Source organism: Kitasatospora sp. CB02891 (assembly GCF_002803145.1).
Classification (GTDB): Bacteria; Actinomycetota; Actinomycetes; order Streptomycetales; family Streptomycetaceae; genus Kitasatospora; species Kitasatospora griseola.
Window position 1 is genome coordinate 58,920 of the sequence record NZ_NNBO01000001.1, and the last position, 16,577, is coordinate 75,496.

At 73.8% G+C, this 16,577-nt stretch carries 18 protein-coding genes; 7 read left to right on the forward strand and 11 right to left on the reverse strand.

Going from position 1 to position 16,577, the window contains the following annotated elements; genetic code table 11:
• Window positions 1-112: 112 nt before the first annotated feature.
• Together CG736_RS00285 and CG736_RS35765 are read right to left on the reverse strand one after the other, a co-directional pair.
• Window positions 113-781 carry a peptidylprolyl isomerase gene (locus tag CG736_RS00285; protein ID WP_100584109.1) on the reverse strand — a complete coding sequence of 223 codons (669 nt, stop codon included), beginning with the start codon at window positions 779-781 and terminating at the stop codon, window positions 113-115.
• 141 nt (window positions 782-922) lie between these two features.
• Entirely contained in the window at window positions 923-1,423 is a 501-nt protein-coding gene (locus tag CG736_RS35765) for a hypothetical protein (RefSeq protein WP_157815331.1), read from the reverse strand.
• 278 nt (window positions 1,424-1,701) lie between these two features.
• Here CG736_RS35765 and CG736_RS00300 point away from each other — a divergent pair, with 278 nt between their 5' ends.
• Window positions 1,702-2,241 carry an EF-hand domain-containing protein gene (locus CG736_RS00300; RefSeq protein WP_100584111.1) on the forward strand — a complete coding sequence of 180 codons (540 nt, stop codon included), beginning with the start codon at window positions 1,702-1,704 and terminating at the stop codon, window positions 2,239-2,241.
• A 112-nt stretch (window positions 2,242-2,353) separates the two neighbouring features.
• Window positions 2,354-3,046, forward strand: a complete 693-nt coding sequence (locus tag CG736_RS00305; protein ID WP_100584112.1) for a hypothetical protein — start codon at window positions 2,354-2,356, stop codon at window positions 3,044-3,046.
• A gap of 7 nt (window positions 3,047-3,053) precedes the next feature.
• On the opposite strand, the gene CG736_RS00310 is transcribed toward CG736_RS00305, so the two are convergent.
• Both CG736_RS00310 and CG736_RS00315 read right to left on the reverse strand, forming a co-directional pair.
• On the reverse strand, window positions 3,054-3,629 hold the full coding sequence (locus CG736_RS00310) for a GNAT family N-acetyltransferase (protein ID WP_232733708.1): 576 nt from the start codon (window positions 3,627-3,629) through the stop codon (window positions 3,054-3,056).
• 61 nt (window positions 3,630-3,690) lie between these two features.
• On the reverse strand, window positions 3,691-4,035 hold the full coding sequence (locus CG736_RS00315; RefSeq protein WP_157815332.1) for a hypothetical protein: 345 nt from the start codon (window positions 4,033-4,035) through the stop codon (window positions 3,691-3,693).
• A 92-nt stretch (window positions 4,036-4,127) separates the two neighbouring features.
• On the opposite strand from CG736_RS00315, the gene ligA reads away from it, so the two are divergent.
• On the forward strand, window positions 4,128-6,164 hold the full coding sequence (gene ligA / locus CG736_RS00320) for an NAD-dependent DNA ligase LigA (RefSeq protein ID WP_100584114.1): 2,037 nt from the start codon (window positions 4,128-4,130) through the stop codon (window positions 6,162-6,164).
• A gap of 2 nt (window positions 6,165-6,166) precedes the next feature.
• Here ligA and CG736_RS00325 read toward each other — a convergent pair whose 3' ends face one another.
• The 4 genes from CG736_RS00325 to CG736_RS37280 are packed head-to-tail and all read right to left on the reverse strand — an operon-like array spanning window position 6,167 to window position 10,399.
• The gene (locus CG736_RS00325; RefSeq protein ID WP_100584115.1) at window positions 6,167-6,868 is read right to left on the reverse strand and encodes a TSUP family transporter; all 702 of its coding nucleotides are present in this window, start codon (window positions 6,866-6,868) and stop codon (window positions 6,167-6,169) included.
• Window positions 6,865-8,199 carry an MFS transporter gene (locus CG736_RS00330; RefSeq protein ID WP_232733709.1) on the reverse strand — a complete coding sequence of 445 codons (1,335 nt, stop codon included), beginning with the start codon at window positions 8,197-8,199 and terminating at the stop codon, window positions 6,865-6,867. The genes CG736_RS00325 and CG736_RS00330 overlap by 4 nt, the downstream gene beginning before the upstream one ends.
• Window positions 8,196-9,041 carry an SDR family oxidoreductase gene (locus tag CG736_RS37275; protein WP_100584116.1) on the reverse strand — a complete coding sequence of 282 codons (846 nt, stop codon included), beginning with the start codon at window positions 9,039-9,041 and terminating at the stop codon, window positions 8,196-8,198. Before CG736_RS37275 ends, CG736_RS00330 begins: the two co-directional genes overlap by 4 nt.
• Complete coding sequence (locus tag CG736_RS37280; RefSeq protein ID WP_304528199.1) at window positions 9,038-10,399, reverse strand: NAD(P)/FAD-dependent oxidoreductase; 1,362 nt, start codon at window positions 10,397-10,399, stop codon at window positions 9,038-9,040. Before CG736_RS37280 ends, CG736_RS37275 begins: the two co-directional genes overlap by 4 nt.
• A 100-nt stretch (window positions 10,400-10,499) precedes the next feature.
• On the opposite strand from CG736_RS37280, the gene CG736_RS00345 reads away from it, so the two are divergent.
• Window positions 10,500-11,138, forward strand: a complete 639-nt coding sequence (locus tag CG736_RS00345; protein WP_100584118.1) for a TetR/AcrR family transcriptional regulator — start codon at window positions 10,500-10,502, stop codon at window positions 11,136-11,138.
• Between the two features lie 7 nt (window positions 11,139-11,145).
• Here CG736_RS00345 and CG736_RS00350 read toward each other — a convergent pair whose 3' ends face one another.
• Window positions 11,146-11,541, reverse strand: coding sequence for a hypothetical protein (locus CG736_RS00350; protein ID WP_100584119.1), 396 nt, complete (start codon window positions 11,539-11,541; stop codon window positions 11,146-11,148).
• Between the two features lie 62 nt (window positions 11,542-11,603).
• On the opposite strand from CG736_RS00350, the gene CG736_RS00355 reads away from it, so the two are divergent.
• The 3 genes from CG736_RS00355 (at window position 11,604) to CG736_RS00365 (ending at window position 14,716) form a co-directional block, all read left to right on the forward strand.
• Window positions 11,604-12,197, forward strand: coding sequence for a TetR/AcrR family transcriptional regulator (locus CG736_RS00355; protein ID WP_100584120.1), 594 nt, complete (start codon window positions 11,604-11,606; stop codon window positions 12,195-12,197).
• A gap of 114 nt (window positions 12,198-12,311) precedes the next feature.
• A complete protein-coding gene (locus CG736_RS00360) occupies window positions 12,312-13,730 on the forward strand; it encodes an MFS transporter (RefSeq protein ID WP_100584121.1) in 1,419 nt (472 codons plus the stop codon).
• A 368-nt stretch (window positions 13,731-14,098) separates the two neighbouring features.
• On the forward strand, window positions 14,099-14,716 hold the full coding sequence (locus tag CG736_RS00365) for a TetR/AcrR family transcriptional regulator (RefSeq protein ID WP_100584122.1): 618 nt from the start codon (window positions 14,099-14,101) through the stop codon (window positions 14,714-14,716).
• Between the two features lie 7 nt (window positions 14,717-14,723).
• On the opposite strand, the gene CG736_RS00370 is transcribed toward CG736_RS00365, so the two are convergent.
• Together CG736_RS00370 and CG736_RS00380 are read right to left on the reverse strand one after the other, a co-directional pair.
• The gene (locus CG736_RS00370; RefSeq protein ID WP_100584123.1) at window positions 14,724-15,110 is read right to left on the reverse strand and encodes a hypothetical protein; all 387 of its coding nucleotides are present in this window, start codon (window positions 15,108-15,110) and stop codon (window positions 14,724-14,726) included.
• Window positions 15,111-15,658: 548 nt separating this feature from the next.
• Window positions 15,659-16,555, reverse strand: a complete 897-nt coding sequence (locus tag CG736_RS00380) for an IS982 family transposase (protein ID WP_100584125.1) — start codon at window positions 16,553-16,555, stop codon at window positions 15,659-15,661.
• Window positions 16,556-16,577 lie beyond the last annotated feature (22 nt).

The following is a 16,577-nucleotide window of genomic DNA, read 5'->3' on the forward strand; positions in this document are numbered from 1 at the left end:
AGAACCGTCGGAAGCTTCCCGGAGTTGCTGACGATGCGTCAACCCCTGTGCAGGGGAATGGTGACGCGGCGAGGCGGCCCGCCGCGCACGGCGACGGGCCGCGCCGGCCGGCTCAGTGGCCGGAGATGCTGACCTTGCGGAAGTTCACCGGCAGGTTCGGGAAGCCGTCGCCGGGCGCGTTCTGGTCGTCCTCGCCACCGGCGGCGATCTTCTGCAGCACGTCGAGTCCGCCGGTGATCTGACCGAACGGGGTGTAGTTGGGCCGCAGCTTGGTGTCCTTCCAGACGATGAAGAACTGGCTGCCGTTGGTGTCCGGGCCCGCGTTGGCCATCGCGACGGTACCGGCCGGGTAGGTCGCCCCTTCGAGGTTCTCGTCGGGGAAGGAGTAGCCCGGGCCGCCGCTGCCGGTGCCGGTCGGGTCGCCGCACTGCAGGACGTACAGGCGCTGGGTGGTGAGGCGGTGGCAGTGGCTGCGGTCGTAGTAGCCGCGCTCGGCGAGGAACCGGAACGAGAAGGTGGTGCACGGGGCCTTGTCGGTCAGCGCCTTGAAGGTGATCGCCCCCTGGGTGGTGCGCAGGGTGGCGCTGTACGGCTTGGCCGCCTTCTTCGCGTCGAACACCGGGATGCCCTTGAAGTTGTCCGCCGGCACCGCCGGCGAGTACACGCACCCGGCGCCGGCGGTGGCTGCGGCGGCCGCCGGTTCGGCGGCCACCGCGGTGGTGGACAGCGCGAGCGGCAGGGTGGACAGGGCGGTGAGCAGCGCCCAGGACTTGCGCTTCATCTGGCGGCCTCCCCAACGGAGTTGATCATCCATCGGAATTGATCAGGGACCTGCCATATCTGCCCACTCCGGCCCCACCCACACCCGGGAACCGCGCCTGTCGCACCCTTGCCGTTACCTGCCGTTCCCTTGCGGGAGCGGTCAGAGCCCCCAGGCGGAGAACTCGGCGGTGGCGTTGTTGCCGCCGCCACCGGCCGGCTGCGGGACGTAGAACTTCACGTCGGTGCCGTTGGAGTCGTAGCTGTTGGAGCCCACGTACGGGTTGTTCCAGTGGACCTGGATGCTCCGGCTGTTCAGGACCGGGTTGGCGCAGTTCTCGGCGAAGAACCGGGCGTAGCCCTCGGTGCCGGTGGCGAAGCCGTTCGACTCGGAGGCCCAGCTGCCCTGCTGCCCGTTGTAGATGTGCACCGGCGGGTCGAAGGTCCAGATGCCGTGCGAGAGCCGCCAGTTCTCGCGGGTGAGGGTGCAGCCGGTCCAGTTGTTCAGCTTGACGACGGTGCTGCGGGCGGCAGTCGTGACGGCCGGCGCGGCGGACGCCTTCGCGGTCTCGGTGGTGGTGGCGGCCGAGGCCGTGCCGGTCAGCGCGAGCGCGAGCGCGGCGGCGGCCGTGACGGCGCCGGCGATGCGGACGTAGGTCCCCATGATTGTTCTCTCCCCCCTGGAGACGGCCGCCGGTCTCTCCGTCGGCCGTGTCACCACTGTGCGGCCTGGCAGTAAACCCGCAATGAACGAGCGATGACGGCGGCATTCATCGATCCGCCCCACCGCCCGGGCCCGCCCCGAAAGGGTGCCCGCGTGCGGCCCCGCCCGCACGCCCCCGGAGCGCGGTGGGCCCGGGGCCGCACCGCGGTGCGCCGGTGCAGGAACCGGCCGACGGGAAAAGGATCACGGCAGTGCACCCCCGAGAGAGGCGGATTCCCTTGGCCAGCGAGTTCCAGCGCAGCAAGCTCACCGGCATGTTCCTGGCGTTCGACACCGACCGGAACGGCCACCTGGACCGGGCCGACTTCCAGGACCTCACCGCCCGCTGGCACCGGCTGCCCAGGGTGGCCGGCGATCCGGAACTGGCGGGCCGGGTCTCGGAGGTGATGCTCGGCTGGTGGGACCACCTGTCCGCAGCCGCCGACCGCGACGGCGACGGCAGGGTCGGCCTGGACGAGGTCCTCGCCGTGGTGGACCGGCTGCCCGCGATGCTCGACTACGTCAACGCCACCTCCGACGCGGTCTTCGACGCGGTCGACGAGAACGGCGACGGCCGGATCTCCCGCGCCGAGCACCGCCGGCTGGTCGACACCTGGCACGGGCGGGAGGTCGACACCGCCGACGTCTTCGAGCTGCTCGACCGGGACGGCGACGGCCACCTCGGCCGTTCCGAATTCGCCCTGCTGTGGGCCCAGTTCTGGATCAGCGACAATCCGGCCGACCCGGGCAACCTGCTCTGCGGCCCGCTCCCCGGGTGACCGCGCCGACCCGTCCGCGAACTGTTCCGGGACTCTGTTGAACTCTGCATGTCCATGGATACCCTCTCCGCGGGGCGGCGCGGACCGCCCGCGCCGCGGAGGAGGGGTCGGGGTGGACACGCTCACCACTGAGGTCACATCGGAACTGGATCCTGCGCTGGCGGACCGGGTGACGGAGGCCCTGCTGTTGGCCGGCCTGCCGGTCGCACACGGCGGCCACGGGCCCGGCGTCCACCTGCGGCCGGACGGCGCGGCGATCGTGCTGCGCTGGCTGGCCTCGCCCCGGCTGGAGGACGCGGCGACGGCGGGCGACGGGCAGCGCCCGGCGGCGACGGCCCGTCAACTGGTCGCCGACGCGGTCGAGAACGCGCTCGCCGAACTGCTGCCCGCCCTCGGCCTCGACGCGGACCGCACCACCGTGCGCGGCGCCGCCGACCGCCCGGCCGTCGCACCGCCGGACGCGGATGCCCCGCCGCCGGTGGCCCCGGGCGTCCGGGCGGACATCGTCACGGCCGTCCGCCGCAGCGCGACCCTGGCGGGCCTGCCCGTGGCGGCCCGCCCGGGTGGCGCGGGCATCGTCCTGCACGCCGGCGACCCGGCCGGCCTGGCCGCCCTCGACTGGAACCCGTCCCCGCGCCTCCCCCGTCGGGACGGCGAACAGCCCGACACCCGCACCGCCGTCCAGAACGCCATGCGCCACGCCCTCGGCATCGCCCTCCGCGCCGCGGGCCTCGACCTCGCCTGGCACCGCCCCGCGGGCCGCCCGGCCCAACTCCGCGCCCACGGCCCGGCCGACCGCCCCTGACGGTCCGTCACCCCCTGGGGAGCGAGCCGTACCCTCGGCGGGCGCGTCGAACGTGCAGGTGGCCCTCGTTCGGGAGGGCCGGCGGCTGGGCGGGAAGGACCGCTTCGAGGCCGAAGCCGCAGCGATCGGCCACCCGGCACGACGCGTGGTTGCCCACGGCGTGGAAGAGCTCCAGCCGCGCCACCGGCACGGCGGAACCCTCGGCCAGGGCCCACCCGACGACGGCCTCCAGCGCGCGCGAGGCCAACCCCCGCCCGCGGCCCCGGGCCGCCGTCCAGTAGCCCACTTCCGCGACGCCCTCGGCCCTGACCTTCACGTTCACGTGGCCGACCGGCGGGCCGAAGCCCACGCCGCCGTCCTCCTGAACGGCGAAGCCGAACCCCGTCCCGGCGGCCCAGCTCCGGCGCCGGCCGTCGATCCAGCGCCCGGCATCGGCCTCGTCGTCGATCACGGTCAGCAGCCAGCGGCGCATCACGGGGTCCCGGTGCGCCGCCACCAGGGCGTCGACGTCGTCGACCTGCCAGGGGCGCAGCCGCAGGCCGGGCAGGCCCGCGGTCGGTTGCACCGACAGCAGGACGCCCACCCGGTGCTCCGATCGACCCCTCCGGTCGACTTCCGGACCGACGGCACCTGTTGATGGCGCGTCAGTCACGGCTCACCCGCACCCCGCCGACCAGCCCCCAGGCCGCGAGATGCACGGTCGGGCCGCCGGCGACGGTCGGGCCGTCGTCGCTGACGCCGCCGAGGCGGATGCCGGTGACCTTGACCCGGACGTCGGGGCGGACCCGGAGGTGGACGCCGCCGACCAGGCTGAGCTTGGTGATGCGCAGTTCGGCGCCGTCGGGGATGTCGACGTCGGTGAGGTCGATGTCTGCGCCGCCGACCAAGGAGGCGGTCAGGGTGCGGGTGTGGATCTCCGCGCCTTCGAGGCGGGTGCCGCCGATCAGGCTGATGTGCACGTCAGTTGTGTCGTTCCCCGGGTTTGTCATGGCCGTCACCCTAGGGAATGTCGGGTGATCTTTGAAGTGGTGCACGACGGGCACCAGGCCCGAATGTCAGTGCGACACGAGACCATACGTGCATGAACGACACCGCTCTGCTCTCCCCCGGCGCCTACGCCGATGCCGTCGCCACCGCCGTCGCGGCCGCGGCCGCCTACTACGGCGACGGGTCCACCCCGTTGGGCGACGACGAGTACGACGCCCTGCTGCGGGCGATCGCCGGCTACGAGCAGGAGCACCCGGACGAGGTGCTGCCGCAGTCGCCGAGCGGCAAGGTGGCGGGCGGCGCGGTGCAGGGCGATGTGCCGCACAGCGTGCCGATGCTGTCGTTGGACAACGTCTTCTCGGTGGAGGAACTCGCCGACTGGGCGGCCTCCTTGGAGCGCCGGCTGGCCCGCCCGGTGGCGGCCTGGTGCGTGGAGCCGAAGCTGGACGGGCTGGCCGTCGCGGCCCGCTACCGGGCGGGTCGGCTGCACCGGCTGATCACCCGCGGCGACGGCCTGGCGGGCGAGGAGATCAGCCACGCGGCGGGCGACGTGCTGGGCCTGCCGGCCGTCCTGGCCGAGCCGGTGGACGTCGAGCTGCGCGGCGAAGTGCTGTTCACCCGTGAGCAGTTCGACCACGCCAACGAGGTCCGCACCGCGCACGGCGCGCTCCCGTTCGCCAACCCGCGCAACGGCGCGGCGGGCACGCTGCGCGCCAAGGACCGCCCGTACCGGGTGGAGCTGACGTTCTTCGCGTACGGCGCCGTCGGCTTCGGCGAGGAGGAGCTGGCGCACAGCGCGCTGCTGGCCCGCCTGGCCGAGCTCGGGGCGAACACGGCGGCGACCACGGACGCGGCGCCGGTGCGCTGCGTGACGGTCGATCAGGTGCAGGAGCGGGTGGCGCAGATCGAGGCGATGCGGGCGGCGCTGCCGTTCGGCATCGACGGTGTGGTGATCAAGGCGGACGAGGCGGCGGACCAGCGCGAGGCGGGCAACGGTTCGCGGGCGCCGCGCTGGGCGGTGGCCCGCAAGCTGGCCGCCGAGCACAAGGTGACCACCCTGCTGGGCGTCGAGTGGAACGTGGGCCGCACCGGCATCATCGCGCCCCGGGCGGTGCTGGAGCCGGTGGTGATCGACGGCGTGACGGTGACGTACGCGACGCTGCACAACCCGGCCGACATCGAGCGGCGCGGCCTGATGCTGGGCGACCGGGTGTTCGTGCACCGCGCGGGGGACGTCATCCCGCGGGTGGAGGCGCCGCTGGTGGAGCAGCGTACCGGCGCGGAGCGGCCGATCGTCTTCCCGGAGGCGTGCCCGCGCTGCGGGGAGGCGATCGACACGAGCGAGCAGCGCTGGCGGTGCGGCCGGGGCCGCAACTGCCAGGCGGTGGCGTCGATCATCTACGCGGCGGGCCGCGACCAGTTGGACATCGAGGGTCTCGGTTCGACCCGCGCGGTGCAGCTGGTGGAGGCGGGCCTGGTGGCGGATCTGGCGGACGTGTTCACGCTGACGCGGGAGCAGCTGCTGGCGCTGGAGCGGATGGGCGACACCTCCACGGACAATCTGCTGGCGGCGATCGACGCGGCCCGCAGCCAGCCGCTGCACCGGGCGTTCTGCGCGCTCGGCATCCGCGGCACCGGCCGCAGCATGTCGCGCCGGATCGCCGCGCACTTCGGCTCGATGGCGGCGATCCGCGCGGCGGACGCCGAGACGCTGGCCGCGGTGGACGGCATCGGCCCGGAGAAGGCCCGCCTGCTGGTGACCGAACTCGCCGAGCTGGCCGACCTGTTGGACCGGCTGGCCGCACAGGGCGTGGGCACCGCCGTCACCGAGCCGCAGGCCCCGCCGGCCGCCGACGAGCCCGCCGGGGCGGGCGGCCCGCTGGCGGGTCAGGCGGTGGTGGTGACGGGCAGCATGACGGGTCCGCTGGCGGAGCTGTCCCGCAACGAGATGAACGAGCTGATCGAGCGGGCCGGCGGCAAGTCCTCGTCCTCGGTGTCCAAGCGCACCACGCTGCTGGTGGCGGGCGAGAAGGCCGGCTCGAAGCGCGCGAAGGCCGAGGAGCTGGGCATCCGGATCGTCTCCCCGGACGAGTTCGCCGCCCTGGTCGCGGAGCACCTGCCGCAGGGCTGAGGTCAGAGCGCGGTGCCGATCAGGGCGAGCGCGCCGACGCAGGAGACGGCGAGCACGCCGCTCCGGGTGGCGGTCGGCGACAGGCGCGGGGAGAGCGCCATGCCGGTGGCCGCGCCGGCGGCGAGCGCGGCCACCGCGGGCCAGGACGGCAGGACGACGCCGAGCACGGCCGCGGTGGCCGCGTTCTGCACCAGGAAGAAGGCGTGCAGGGTGGCCCGGGCCTCGCGCGCGGGCCAGCCCGCGTTGGCGGCGTACAGGCCGATCGGGGGGCCGCCGACGCCGCCGATGACGTTCAGTCCGGCGCTGCCGAGGCCGCTGATCCAGGCCCCGGCGGGGCGCCGCAGGAACGCGGAGCGCAGCCCGCGGGCGAGCAGCGCGACGCCGGCCAGGACGCCGAGGCCGGCGGCGACGGTGAGCAGCCGGGTGTCGACGGCGGCGAGCAGCCGGGCGGCGACGGGGGTGGCGAGCAGGGTGGGCAGCAGCAGCCGTCCGGTGTCCCGGGGGCGGGTGTGCCGCCAGTCCCGGGACAGCGGCAGCAACGAGGCGAGCACGGCGAGCAGCAACACGGTGGGGACGCCGCAGTGCGGGCCGACGGCGGCGATCAGCGCGGGCGCGGCGATCAGCGAGAAGCCCATGCCGGTGGCGGCCTGCGCGAACGCGCCGAGCGCGACGGCCGCCACGACGAGGGTGTCGGGTCCGGTCACGGGGTGCGGTCCAGGGTGCAGCGGCGTTGGAACCACAGGGCGACGGCCATCAGCGCGGCGGGCAGGGCGGTGAAGCCGAGCAGCAGCGCGTCCAGGGCGGTGCCGCTCTGCGCGGCGGTGTGGCCGCCGGTGCTGGAGACGAAGCCGCCGAGGGCGAGGACGGCGGAGTACAGGTAGGGGCCGACGGCGGTGCCGGTGGCTTCGGTGGCGGTCCACACGCCGGTGTAGGCGCCGGCCTTGACGGAGCCCGCGCCGTTGACGGCGTCGGACAGCATCGAGAACGCGAACAGTTGCAGGCCGGAGAAGGCGATGCCCATGGCCATCACGACGGCGGCGGCGAGCGCGGTGCCGGCGCCGCCGCCGAGCCGGGCGCCGGGCAGCAGGGCGAGCGAGCCGGCGGCGAACCCGGCCTGCGAGAGCAGCAGTCCGCGCTGTTTGCCGATCCGCCGCGACCAGGCGCTCCAGCCGGGACCGGCGAACATCGCGGGGGCCAGGAACAGCCCCATGAACAGCGCCGTCAGCTTGGCGTTGTGGAACAGGTACTGGGTGACGTAGGGCAGCGCGGCCAGGAACAGGTGGGTGGTGGTGCCGGTGAACAGGTACGACAGCACCAGGGCGCGGAAGTCGCGGTCCCGGCCGGCGATCCGCAGGTCGGCGAGGGTGGAGTGGCCGGCCCGCGGGTCGGGCGCGCGGAAGCCGCAGGCGTCGGTGAGGCGGCGCACGCCGCGCAGCGCGACGGCGGCGGAGGCGGTCGTCGCGACGGCCAGCAGCAGCGCCATCCGGGTGTAGTCGGCGCGGCCGCCGCCGGCCGCCAGGGCGGGGGCGGCGACGCCCGCGCCGAGCAGGCCGATCGTCAGCAGGGCCATCCGGAACATGAAGACCCGGGTCCGCTCGTGGTAGCCGACGAGCAGGTCGGAGGGGGTGGTGAGGTAGGGCACCTGGAAGGCGGCGAACAGCAGGTTGCCGATGACCAGCCAGCCGCCGACCCACAACGCGGCCGGTGTGCCGGTGAGTTGGCCCGGCACGGTGAACATGGCGGCCATCGCGAGGCCGAGCAGCAGTCCGGTCCGCATCATCCGGCGGCGGTGGCCGTGGGCGCGGGCCTGCCGGTCGGAGCGCGAGCCGAGCAGCGGGTGCACCACGATGTCGACGATCTTGGGCAGCAGCAGGGCGAGGCCGGCCACGGCGGCGGGGACGCCGAGCACGTCGGTGAGGAAGTAGAGCAGCAGCAGCCCGGGCACGGTGACCCACACGCCCATGCCGACCGAGCCGGTGGCGTACAGGACGAGCGTGCGGCGGCCGGCTCCGGGCCGGGCCTGAGGGTCCGTCACGGGGTGCTCCGGTGGCGGGCGGCGACGCCGGCGGCGAGCGGGGCGTGGTCGAAGGCGCCGGCGGCGGCGCGCTCGGCGAGGGTGCTCCGGACGATCCGGTCGGTGAGCCCGGGCAGGTGCCGGGCGAGGAAGAACTCGACGGCGCCCTTGCGGGTGGTGGGCAGGTCGCGGCGGGCCCGGACGGCGAGCGCGGCGCGTTCGATCGTGTCGAGGACGCCGTCCAGCGGCTCGTACACGCTCATGCCGTCCAGCGAGAGTCCGGCGGCCTTGGTGGCGTCGTGGATGGGGCTGCGCACGGCGGACGGGTAGACGCAGGAGACCGTGACGTGGGTGCCGAGTTCGAGGCGCAGCGCGTCCGCGTAGGCGACCATGGCGCGCTTGGAGGCGCCGTAGGCGGCGGCCAGCGGGAGCTGCATGACGGCCATCCGGGAGGTGACCATGACGACCCGGCCGCGGGCGGCGACCAGGGCGTCGACGCAGGCGGCGGTGGTGCGCCAGGTGCCGAGCAGGTTGATCTCCAGCTGGCGGCGGACTTCGTCGCCGGGGGCGAGTTCGGCGGGGGCGGGGCCGCCGATGCCGGCGTTGTTGACCAGGACGTCGAGGCCGCCGAGGGTGTCGAGGGCTTCGGCGACGGCGGTGGCGACACCGGTGTCGTCGGTGAGGTCGCAGCGCAGCACGGTGAACGGCTCGTCGCCGGTGGGGCGCAGGTCGAGGCCGACGACGCGGGCGCCGGCCCGGGTGAGGCGTTCACCGAGGGAGCGGCCGATGGTGCCGGAGGCGCCGGTGATCAGCACCCGGCGGCCGCGCGGGTCCTGACGGCGGTCGAACAGTCGTATCGTCATATCGCTGCCTTCGTGGTGGGGGTGGGGCGGGCGACGGCTCGGCGGGCGCCGGCCCGCAGTTCGCGGGGCACGGCGGCGGTGTACTGGTCGAAGTCGATCCGCATCATCGGCCGTTTGGCGCCCCAGCGGCGGACGGCGGCGGCGTGCATGCGCTCGACGTGGGCGCGCTGCTGCGCGGGGGTGGGCAGCGCGTAGCGACCGGCCAGGTGGGCGGCGACCAGCTTGCCCTGGGCCTCGACGACGGGGAGCGCGGCACCGGTGGACTGCATCAGGCCGACGAAGCTCAGCGTGGGGTCGTCGAGGTGGAAGACCCGCTGGTAGAGCGGCAGCGTCTCGGGGTCGTCGCCGATCCACCGCCCGTCCAGGAACGGGATGGTGACGTGGTACCCGGTGGCCCAGACGATCACGTCGACCCGGTCGGCGGTGCCGTCGGTGAACAGCACCCGGTCGCCGTCGAGCCGTTCGATGCCGGGGCGGGCCTCGACCTCGCCGTGGGTGAGGCGGTGGAGGATCGTGTCGCTGATGGTGGGGTGGTTCTGGAACAGCCCGCCGGCCGGCTTCGGCAGGCCGTACCGCTCGGGGGTGCCGACGGCGAGCCGCAGCACGGTCTGCGCGACGGCCTGCCGGATCCGCCAGGGCAGCACGGCGAGCGCGCCGCCGGTGGCGTCGGCGGGGCGGCCGAACAGGTACTTGGGCACGATGTGGCTGCCGTGCCGGGCGGACAGCAGCACCGGGCCGCGGGAGACGTGCGAGGCGTCCACGGCGATGTCCATCGCGGAGTTGCCCATCCCGACGACCAGCACCCGCCTGTCCCGGTACGCGTCGGCGCCGCGGTGGTCGTGGGCGTGCAGCTGGGTGCCGTCGAAGGCGCCGGGGTAGCCGGGGCTGGGCCACTTCGGGTCGCGGTTGTGGCCGTTGGCGACCACCACGGCGTCGTACTGCTCGGTGCCGGCCGCCGTCCCGACCTCCCAGTGCGTCCCGGCGCGGCGGACGGCGGTGACCTCGGCGCCGAACCGGATCCGCTCGGTGACGCCGAACCGGTCCGCGTAGTCGGCGAGGTAGCCGGCCACCTTGGCCGCCGACGGGTAGTCGGGCCAGTGCTCGGGCATCGGGTGGTCGACGAACTGGGTGCGGCCCTTGCTGGTGTTCAGGTGCAGGCTGTCGTACGCCGGTGACGTCCCGGCGCTGCCGTCGCCCGCCCACAGGCCGCCGACCCGGTCGCCGCGTTCCAGCACGGTGACGTCCAGGTCGTGGTCGAGCAGCGCCTTGGCCGCGGCGAGCCCGGCCGCGCCGGCGCCGATCACCGCCACCTTCGTGGAGCCCATCGCCGGGCCCTCCTCTCCGTGGAAGGCGCTCATTCAATCGAATGATGGAGGAATGGGCAATGCTCTGTGACCTGGGTTTTTCGACTCCGTCATGCGATTGAAACCGGCACGACACGTCCGGTAGCCTCACCCCATGAGCACCCGGTCCGACGACACTCCGCGCGAGCGCATCCTGGCGACCGCCACCCGCCTGTTCGCCGAGCGCGGGTACGACGCCACCAGTACCCGCGCGATCGGCGACGCGGTCGGGCTGAACATCGCCACCGTGGCCTACCACGTGGGCGCCAAGCCGGACTTGTACCGCGAGGTGATGCGCCGCGCGCACCTGGCCCAGCGCGAGGTGGTGACCGCGGCCGTCCGCCGGCTGCACGCCTGCGGGCCGTCGCCGGAGGAGACCCGGGCGGCGCTGCTCGCCTTCGTGGAAGCCTACCTGTCGTTCTGCCTGGGCCACCCCGAGGTGCCGGCCCTGTGGATGCGCCGCTGGCTGGCCGAGGGCGCCGATCTGGCCGACATCGAGACCGAGTTCGCGGGCCCGCTGGTCGCCGAGGTCGCCGCCGCCGTCCGCGAGGTGCTCGACCGGGCCGGCCTGGGCGCGGGCGTGGACGTCGAGATGCTGGTCTTCACCATCGTCTGGACGTCCCACTCCTTCGGCCAGGCCGGCGTCATCGACCCGGCCGGCCGCCGCCTGGGCCCGCTCGACCTGCCGGTCCTCGACCGCTTCCGCCGTCACCTGCACACGGTCGTCAACGGCGTCCTGGACCAGCAGTCCTGACGATCCGTCAGTTCTTCCGGGTCGGACCCTCCGGGGCCGAACTCTCCGGGGCCCGGCTCAGCACCGCCGCGAACACCAGCGGCGCGAGCACCTGGTAGCCGATCCACACCTCCCCGCCCGCACTGCTGCCGCCGCGCGCCAGCAGCAGGCCGACGGCGGCGGTCAGCACCCATCCGGTGTCGTAACCGATCATCAGCCGGGTGAAGGTGCGCGCCGGCCGCCGCCGCACGAACCGGATCTCGGCCTCGCCGCAGATCAGCAGGGCCACCCCGCAGCAGATCATCAGCCATGGCGCGACGCCGAGTTGGCGGCCGACCTGCACCGCCCCGAGCCCGAACACCGCTGCCAGCAGCACCTTGAAGGCACCGTCCGCCACGATTCCCGCCGTCATGTTCCTCGCCATGCGAGCACCCCTCCCCGAGTGGTTTCTCGTAACCAGATTACGAGCATAATCAGCTTATGCGAATGACGAGGGCCGAGGCCAAGGAACGCAACCGCCGGGCACTGCTGGACGCCGCCCTCCAGCTGGTCTCCCGGGACGGCTACCGGGCGAAGCTGGACGAGATCGCCCGGCTCGCCGGAGTGACCACCGGAGCGGTGTACTCGCTGTTCGGCAGCAAGAACGGCCTGGTGGTGGCCGTGGTCGCCGACCATCTGGGCCCGCACTACACGGAGCTCGAACAGGCCCTGCCGCCCGAACTCGACCTGCCGGCGGCGGTCGACGCCTTCGCCCGCCACTACCGTCGCGGCTGCGACGCCCCCGACGCGATGGCCGCGCTCTCGCTCCAGGTGACCCTGCTGGACATGGCGGTGCACGATGCCGACCTGCGCACCCGGCTGGCCGAGTCGATCCGCGCCCAGGAGGCGCAGCTGGTCGAGCTGTTCACCGGACGTCGGCACGGCGACCGCACCGTGACGGTGAATCAGGCGCAGCGCCTGGTCAGCGCACTGCGGGCGTTGTTCGTCGGCCTCACCCAGGGCGTGGTGCTCGGCCTCGCCGACACCGCCGACGAGCAGTTCTTCGCGGACGCCGCCCGGGCACTGACCCAACTCGCCTGACCCGTCCGGGATTTCCCCGGCGGGCCGATCAACCCGAACACCACTGTTCAACTTACCTGGTTCTCTGATATCCCTTAACCCGTACACCACTGTTCGAGTTACTGGGGGTCCTCCATGCACGGCGTCGCGCACCACCCACCGTCCACCCACCCGCCGACCGCCGCGCACCCGCGCCGCCGACTGCTGCTCGGGGTGCTCTGCCTGGCCCAGTTCATGCTGATCGTGGACGTCACGGTGATCAACGTCGCGCTGCCCGCCATCGGCGCCGACCTGCACCTCGGCCGCTCCGCGCTCACCTGGGCGGTCACCGCGTACACGCTCTGCTTCGGCGGGCTGATGCTGCTGGGCGGGCGGCTCGCCGACGCGTTCGGGGCGCGCCGGATGCTGACGGCCGGTCTGCTCCTGTTCACCGCCGCCTCGTTGACGGCCGGATTCGCCGACGGTCCCGCCCCGCTGCTGGCCGGGCGGGCCGCCCAAGGGGTGGGGGCGGCGCTGGTCTCGCCGGCCGCGCTGGCCGCACTGACCCGGGCGTTCGACGGCCCCGAGCGCACCAGGGCGCTCGGCGTGTGGGCGATGCTCGGCGGGATCGGCTTCGCGGCGGGCGCGATGCTCGGCGGACTGCTCACCGCCGGACCGGGCTGGCACTGGGTGTTCTTCGTCAACCTGCCGGTCGGCCTCGCCGTCCTCGCCGCCCTGCCCGCACTCCTCCCGCCCGCCCCGGCCGCCGGCGACCGGCGGATCGACCTGCCCGGGGCGCTGCTGGTCACCGCCGCCACCGGCGCGTTGATCCTCGGCCTGGTCAACGCCGGTGACCACGACTGGAGTTCGGCCTCCGTGCTGCTGCCGTCCCTCGGTTCGGCGGTGCTCTACGGCCTGTTCGTCCTGCTGGAGCGCCGGACGGCCGCCCCGCTGCTGGACGTGCGCATCCTGGCCCGCCGCCCGGTCGCCGCCGGGTCCCTGCTGATGCTGGTCGCCACCGCACTGCTGCTCGGCCTGGTCTTCCTCGGCTCGCTCTACCTGCAGGACGTCCGCCACCTGTCCGCGCTCGCCACCGGCGCGCTGGTCCTGCCGATGGCGGCGGGCACCGCCGTCGCCGCACACCTGACGGGCCATCTGCTGGCCCGCGCGGGCGTCCGGACCGTCGCCGCGGGCGGCCTGCTGCTGGCCGCGGCCGGGAGCGGGCTGCTCGCGGTCACGGACGGGCCGCTCTGGACCGTCGCCGGGCTGACGCTCGCCGCGTTCGGCGTCGTCCCGGTGCTGGTCTGCGCGACCACCACCGCGCTCGGATTCGTCCCGCACGAGGAGGCGGGCGTCGCCTCCGGCGTGGTCAACACCTTCCACGAGGTCGGCGGCGCGATCGGCATCGCGGTCGTCTCCACCGCCGCCGCCCCGGGCATCGTCGCCCACACCTCCGCCGGTTTCCCCGCCGCCCACCTGACCCTCGCCGCCGCCGCCCTCCTCGCGGCCGCCCTCACCCCGGCCCTCGTCCCCCCGGGCCGAGCGGAGCGCCCGGCGGGGATGCACGCGCACTGAGACACCCGATCCCGCGCGGGTGCGGCGGACGGCGGACGGGCAGCGGGCGGGGTGCAGTGGGGCGGGCTGCTCTTCGGAGGGTCGGAACGGTCGGTCGGCCTCGCACGCCCCCAAGCCCGGTGGCGCGCTTCGACTCCCCCGCCCGAAGCCGGTCGGACCGACGAACCGCTCGCGCGCAGCGCGACGGGCACGCACCGGATCACCGAGCCGCGCTCCACCCGCTTCCACCCGGGCCCGACCGCACCGACGCGCAACTCCCCCGGCTCCCGCACCATCCGGCCGGTCGGCCGCCCTCGTACTCCGCGCAGCGGGCCGGCCTCCCCCACGCCCCCGCAGGATCCGGAAGGGACGGGCCTAGACTCCCCTTCATGGACTCCGATCAGCGCCGCTCCGCCACGCCCACCCGGCGGGGCGGTTCCGGGCAGCCGCGGCGGGCCGATGCCGAACGCAACATCGCCGCGATCCTGGTCGCCGCCGCCGGCTGCTTCGCCCGTGACCCGCAGGCCAGCATGGCCGAGATCGCCGCCGCGGCGGGCGTCGGCCGGGTCACCCTGTACGCGCACTTCCCGTCGCGGGAGGCGCTGCTCGGCGAGTTGATGGACCGTGCGCTGCGCGAGGTCACGGCCACGGTCGCAGCCCGGAAGCTGGCGGACTCACCGGCCGATGAGGCGCTGCGCACCCTGCTGCGTTCGTCCTGGCACCTGCTCGACCGCAACCTGCGGATGCTGCACGCCGCCCGCCGCGCCCTGCCCGCGGAAACCGTCGAGGACCGGCACGCCGACATCCTCGCCGCCGTCGAGCAGTTGATCACCCGCGGGCAGGACGAGGGCGTCTTCCGCACCGACCTGCCCGCCCACTGGCTGGTCACCAGCGTCTACACGCTGATCCTCGCCGCGGGCGACCAGGTCGAGTCCGGCCGTTTCACCTCGGCCGAGGCGCTGGCCGCACTCGAAGCGACCGTCGCCTCGGCCGTACGGCCCGACTGACGGAACGTCAGTTCCGGTCGCGCGGGCGCTCCCACTCCTCGGGCTCGTCCGGCCCGTACTCGGCCTCGGACTGCTCGCGCAGCTTCACCGCCCGCTTCTCGGACGCGGCGCGCTCCTCCGGCGACATGTTCTCCGCCGCGGTCCGCATCTCCCCGAGCCGCGCCCCGATCGCCGAGAGGTACCGGTCGGACTCCACCACGTCCCGCATCCCGATCCGCCCGCTCAGCACCTCCCGGGCCATCTGCTGGAGCTCCGGCCCGACGCCGTCCGTCTTCGCGATCGTCCGCAACGCCCGGTGCAACTCCGCGGCCTGCGCCGGGTTGTCGGCGACGTCGAGCAGTTCCTCGTCCGAGATCTCCGGACCGTCCAGCTCGCGATCGTCTGCTGCGCCCATGGCTGCCCCCTCGGGATCGGTGAATCAAGAGATCATAATCCCCCGCCCGCAAGGGCGTCATGTGCTGTGACCTCGCTGCCGGCTCCGACCGCCTCGCCCGTCGAAAGCCGCAAGGAACGCCTCCTGAGCAGGGGCGCGCCAGTGTCGAGGCGGCCGCTCACCTCACGGGCGGCGTCGACGAGTTCGGGTGGGCCCTCGACGGTGAACGGGCCGTCGAAGGTGACGACGAAGCCGATGACCGACGCCCAGGACCACGCCCCCATCCGGATCCGGGCGGTCCGCTCGTCGATCGCTCCGTAACTCGCCGCACCCGACTCCCAACCTCGCGGGCAGTCTCGACCAGCAGCACAGCACCGCACAGCGGGACCACCCCACGACCACCTCCTCGACGCGGACACGCGGGTACGACCCAGTAGTCCTACTGACCTGGAAGTGCCTCCGACCGGGGCGGGAACAAGTACCTGGACAATCCTCGTTCTCGCTGGTCAGAGGCCATCTCTGCTTTCCTGATCACCCGCCGGACAGCTAGACGAGTAGCTCCGGAGTGGTCAGTGGTCGTAGGCGATCAGTGAGCGGGTGACGGGTTGGCCGGTGGTGCGGTTGTGCCGGATCGCGCAGGTCATCGCCAGGAGTCGCTGGCCGACCCGGGCGCCGACGCCTTCGATGGTGCGCCCGCCGTGTTGTTCGAGGCCGAGTTGGCCTTTGAGGGTGTCGTTGACGGACTCGATCAGCTGGCGGACGGACTTCAGCAGGTGTTCGCCGGGGCGTGGGGCGCTGGTGCGGTAGGACGGCCGAAGCAGTTGGGCGCCGTGCTGGTCGAGGAAGCGGTCGAGTTCGGCGGAGACGTAGCCCTTGTCGGCGAGGATCAGCAGGCCGGGCCGTTCGCGGACGAGGTCGGGTTCGGTCTCGATCAACGCGGCCAGCACCTCGCGTTCGTCGACTTTCGGGCCGGCCAGGGCCCAGGTGACGGGCAGGCCGGCCGGGGTGCACACGAGGTGGAGCTTCAGGCCCCAGAACCAGCGTGAGTGGGATCGGCTGTAGCCGTAACCTGCCCAGCCGGCCAGTGCCGAGCGTCGGACGGTGTCGCGGGAGCGGCCGCACTCGACCGGGGTGGAGTCGGTGATCCACACCGGGTCGGCCCACAGGTCTGTGGCCCTGGCCAGGTCGCGGACGGCCTGCTGAAGCAGTGGCCGCGCGGCCCGCAGGCGCTTGTTGTAGGCGGACCGCCCGGGCAGGTTCGGGAACATGCCGCGCAGGTGGGCGTGGGCGAAGCGGATCCAGCGGGCCTCGCAGTGGTGGCCGAGCAGCACCTGGGCCACGGCCAGGCAGACGAGCTCGGAGTCCGCCAGCCGTGGCGGGCGGCCCAACCACCGTGTTCGGGGCAGGTGATCGTCGATCTGCACGTAGAGTGCGGTCAGGAGGGTGTCCAGCTCTTCGGTCGTCACAACCCGAATGCTGGACACCCTC

What these genes read in the sequence shown, in the direction of transcription:
- CG736_RS00355 (WP_100584120.1), top strand. Translation starts at nt 11,604, where the DNA reads ATGACGAGGGCCGAGGCCAAGGAACGCAACCGCCGGGCACTGCTGGAC.
- CG736_RS00315 (WP_157815332.1), bottom strand. Translation starts at nt 4,035, where the DNA reads ATGACAAACCCGGGGAACGACACAACTGACGTGCACATCAGCCTGATC.
- CG736_RS35765 (WP_157815331.1), bottom strand. Translation starts at nt 1,423, where the DNA reads ATGGGGACCTACGTCCGCATCGCCGGCGCCGTCACGGCCGCCGCCGCG.
- CG736_RS37280 (WP_304528199.1), bottom strand. Translation starts at nt 10,399, where the DNA reads ATGAGCGCCTTCCACGGAGAGGAGGGCCCGGCGATGGGCTCCACGAAG.
- CG736_RS37275 (WP_100584116.1), bottom strand. Translation starts at nt 9,041, where the DNA reads ATGACGATACGACTGTTCGACCGCCGTCAGGACCCGCGCGGCCGCCGG.
- CG736_RS00350 (WP_100584119.1), bottom strand. Translation starts at nt 11,541, where the DNA reads ATGGCGAGGAACATGACGGCGGGAATCGTGGCGGACGGTGCCTTCAAG.
- CG736_RS00345 (WP_100584118.1), top strand. Translation starts at nt 10,500, where the DNA reads ATGAGCACCCGGTCCGACGACACTCCGCGCGAGCGCATCCTGGCGACC.
- ligA (WP_100584114.1), top strand. Translation starts at nt 4,128, where the DNA reads ATGAACGACACCGCTCTGCTCTCCCCCGGCGCCTACGCCGATGCCGTC.
- CG736_RS00370 (WP_100584123.1), bottom strand. Translation starts at nt 15,110, where the DNA reads ATGGGCGCAGCAGACGATCGCGAGCTGGACGGTCCGGAGATCTCGGAC.
- CG736_RS00360 (WP_100584121.1), top strand. Translation starts at nt 12,312, where the DNA reads ATGCACGGCGTCGCGCACCACCCACCGTCCACCCACCCGCCGACCGCC.
- CG736_RS00365 (WP_100584122.1), top strand. Translation starts at nt 14,099, where the DNA reads ATGGACTCCGATCAGCGCCGCTCCGCCACGCCCACCCGGCGGGGCGGT.
- CG736_RS00285 (WP_100584109.1), bottom strand. Translation starts at nt 781, where the DNA reads ATGAAGCGCAAGTCCTGGGCGCTGCTCACCGCCCTGTCCACCCTGCCG.